The sequence below is a fragment of the uncultured Ralstonia sp. genome, assembly GCA_913056305.1.
Taxonomy (GTDB): domain Bacteria; phylum Pseudomonadota; class Gammaproteobacteria; order Burkholderiales; family Burkholderiaceae; genus Ralstonia.
Genome location: CAJXMR010000337.1, coordinates 1 through 3,362, shown reverse-complemented (window position 1 = coordinate 3,362; position 3,362 = coordinate 1). Strand labels below are relative to the sequence as shown.

The following is a 3,362-nucleotide window of genomic DNA, read 5'->3' as shown; positions in this document are numbered from 1 at the left end:
TACATCGGCAAGGTCGGCATCGAGCAGAGCTACGAGACCGAGCTGCACGGCCTGACCGGCTACGAGCAGGTGGAGGTGAGCGCGGGCGGGCGGCCGATCCGCACGCTGTCCACCTCGCAGGCGACGCCGGGCAACAACCTGATCCTGTCGCTCGACGTCAACCTGCAGCGCCTCGCCGAGCAGCTCTTCGGCGACCGCCGCGGCGCGCTGGTGGCGATCGAGCCCGAGACCGGCGACATTCTCGCCTTCGTCTCCAAGCCGACCTTCGACCCGAACCTGTTCATCGAAGGCATCGACAGCACCACCTGGGGCGAGCTGAACAGCTCGCCCGACAAGCCGCTCTTGAACCGGCCGCTGCGCGGTACCTATCCGCCGGGCTCGACCTACAAGCCGTTCATGGCGCTGGCGGCGCTGGAGCTGGGCAAGCGCACGCCGCAGTGGGGCATGGCCGATCCGGGCTCGTTCACGCTGGGCAACCACACCTTCCGCGACGACGCGCCGGGCGGCCACGGCTGGGTCGACATGTTCCGCTCCATCGTGGTGTCGTGCGACACGTACTACTACAAGCTCGCCAACGACATGGGCGTCAATGCCATCCACGATTTCATGAAGCCGCTGGGCTTCGGGCAGGTCACCGGCATCGACATCGAGGGCGAGCGCACCGGCGTGCTGCCCTCCACCGAGTGGAAGCGCAAAACCTACAAGCGCCCCGAGCAGCAGAAGTGGTACGACGGCGAGACGATTTCGCTCGGCATCGGCCAGGGCTACAACAACTTCACCATCCTGCAGCTGGCGCATGCGGTGTCGACGCTGGCCAACGACGGCGTGGTGATGAAGCCCCACCTGGTGAAGGCGGTGGAAGATTCCGTGAGCAAGACGCGCGCGCTGACGGTGCCGACCGAGAGCTACCGGATTCCGCTCAAGCAGAGCAACATCGACGTGATCAAGCACGCCATGGTGGGCGTGAACCAGGCCGGTACGGCGGCCAGGGCGTTTGCCGGCGCAGCGTATGAGTCCGCGGGCAAGACCGGTACGGCGCAGACCTTCTCGCTGTCCAAGGGCGAGAAGTACAACCACCACGCGATTCCCGAATACAAGCGCGACCACGCGCTGTACGAAGCCTTTGCCCCGGCTGACCATCCGAAGATCGCGGTGGCGCTGATCGTCGAGAACGCCGGCTTTGGCGCCACCTCGGCCGCGCCGATCGCGCGAGCGGTGTTCGACTACTACCTGACCGGCAAGTGGCCGGCCGAGCTGGCCGCTACCGCGCCCAAGCCCCAGCCACTGCCGCCGGTCGATACCGCGAGCGTGTTCTCCACCGGCAAGACCGCGACCATTGCCAGCACCACGGCCACGCCGCAGGCGGCGGCCGAAGTGGCCGCGCAGAATGCCGCGCAGGCAGTGGTGGCTTCGGGTGTGGCCGCGTCCGAGGCGGCCGCAGCCAGTGGCGTGATGGCAGCGGCATCTGCTGTGACGGCTAGCGCGCCGCGCGCCACACCGGCGATGTCGCCGAACCTGGTGGCGCCGGCCCTGCGCGACGCCGCCAACAGCGCCGAGGCTGTCGCTCCGGCCACGCTCGATGCGCAGGTGCTGCAGGCGCTGTCGCACGTGCAGCCGCCGCCCGACCTGCCGGGCCCGCGTGGGCGCAGCAATCCGGTGGTGCCGGCGTCGGCGCCCGCTGCGTCGCCGAAGGACCGCAAGCCGGCGACCAAGCCGAACCCCACACCGAAGCCCGCGCCCAAGCCGGCTTCGGCCCCCTGATTCTTGCGCTTGAGGAACGCACCATGGACAAGCGCCGCGTATTCAACGTCATCAAGTCGCTCTTCACCGGTTTCGACAAGCCGCTGGCGCTGATCGTCTTCCTGCTGCTCGGCACCGGGCTGATCGCGCTGTATTCGGCAGCAATCGACATGCCGGGCCGGGTGGAAGACCAGGTCCGCAACATCCTGCTGTCGTTCGCGGTGATGTGGATCATCGCCAACCTGCCGCAGCAGACGCTGATGCGCTTTGCGGTGCCGCTGTACACCATCGGCGTGGCGCTGCTGGTGGGGGTGGCGGCGTTCGGGCTGATCCGCAAGGGCGCGCGGCGCTGGCTGAACATCGGCGTGGTGGTACAGCCCTCCGAGATCATGAAGATCGCCATGCCGCTGATGCTGGCGTGGTACTTCCAGAAGCGCGAGGGCGTGATCCACTGGTACGACTACCTCGCGGCCGGGTTGCTGCTGATCGTGCCGGTCGGGCTGATCGCCAAGCAGCCCGACCTGGGTACGGCGCTGCTGGTGCTGGCCGCCGGCATCTACGTGATCTACTTTGCCGGCCTGACGTGGCGGCTGATCGTGCCGGTGATGGTGATGGCCGTGACGGTGGTCACGCTGGTGGTGTCGTTCGAGTCGCGCATCTGCGCCCCGGGCGTGACGTGGCCGATCCTGCACGACTACCAGCAGCACCGTATCTGCACGCTGCTCGACCCGACCACCGACCCACTCGGCAAGGGCTTCCACACCATCCAGTCGATTATCGCCATCGGCTCGGGCGGGGTGACGGGCAAAGGCTGGCTCAAGGGTACGCAGACCCACCTGGAGTTCATCCCCGAGAAGCACACCGACTTCATCTTCGCGGTCTATTCGGAAGAGTTCGGGCTGGTGGGCAACGGGATCCTGCTGTTCCTGTACCTGCTGCTGATCGTGCGCGGGCTGTTCATCGCCGCCAATGCGGGCACGCTGTTCGGGCGCCTGCTGGCCGGGTCGATCACGCTGATCTTCTTCACCTACGCCTTCGTCAACATGGGCATGGTGAGCGGCATCCTGCCGGTGGTGGGCGTGCCGCTGCCGCTCATCAGCTACGGGGGCACTGCGCTGGTCACGCTGGGGATGGGGATCGGCATCCTGATGAGCATCGCGCGGCAGAAGCGCTTCGTGCAGACCTAGGAAAAACGGCCGCCAGAGTTGGCGGCCGTTTCGTTTTCAGGCGGCGAGGGCTTCCTCGCGGAGCAATCGGCGCAGCACCTTGCCCGTGGCCGTGGCCGGCAGTGCATCGTGGAATTTCACTCGGCGCGGCACCTTGTACGGCGCCATGTTGTCGCGCGACCAGGCGATCAGCTCGGCCTCGGTCAGCTCGACGCCGCTCATGGGCACCACGTGCGCACACACCACTTCGCCCTTGTCCGGGTCCGGCATTGGCGTCACGGCCACCTGGCGGATGCCCGGGTGACGCGAGAGCAGCGCCTCCACCTCTTCCGGGAACACGCTGTAGCCGGACACCTTGATCATCTCCTTGATGCGGCCCTGCCATTGCAGGTAGCCGTCGGGGGAGACCTGGCCGATGTCGCCGGTGCGCAGAAAGCCGTTGTGCAGGACGGCGCG

Annotated in this window: 2 protein-coding genes and 1 pseudogene; 2 read left to right on the top strand and 1 reads right to left on the bottom strand. The window is 67.3% G+C overall.

Annotated elements, in window-relative coordinates; translation table 11 throughout:
* Together mrdA and rodA are read left to right on the top strand one after the other, a co-directional pair.
* A partial coding sequence (gene mrdA, locus QZ609_RS25600; RefSeq protein ID WP_295501045.1) for a penicillin-binding protein 2 occupies nt 1-1,761 on the top strand: 1,761 nt, incomplete at its 5' end.
* A gap of 23 nt (nt 1,762-1,784) precedes the next feature.
* Nucleotides 1,785-2,927, top strand: a complete 1,143-nt coding sequence (gene rodA, locus QZ609_RS25595; protein ID WP_295501042.1) for a rod shape-determining protein RodA — start codon at nt 1,785-1,787, stop codon at nt 2,925-2,927.
* A gap of 36 nt (nt 2,928-2,963) precedes the next feature.
* Here the strand turns inward: rodA and QZ609_RS25590 are convergent.
* A pseudogene (locus QZ609_RS25590) lies at nt 2,964-3,362 on the bottom strand (AMP-dependent synthetase); the annotation flags it as partial.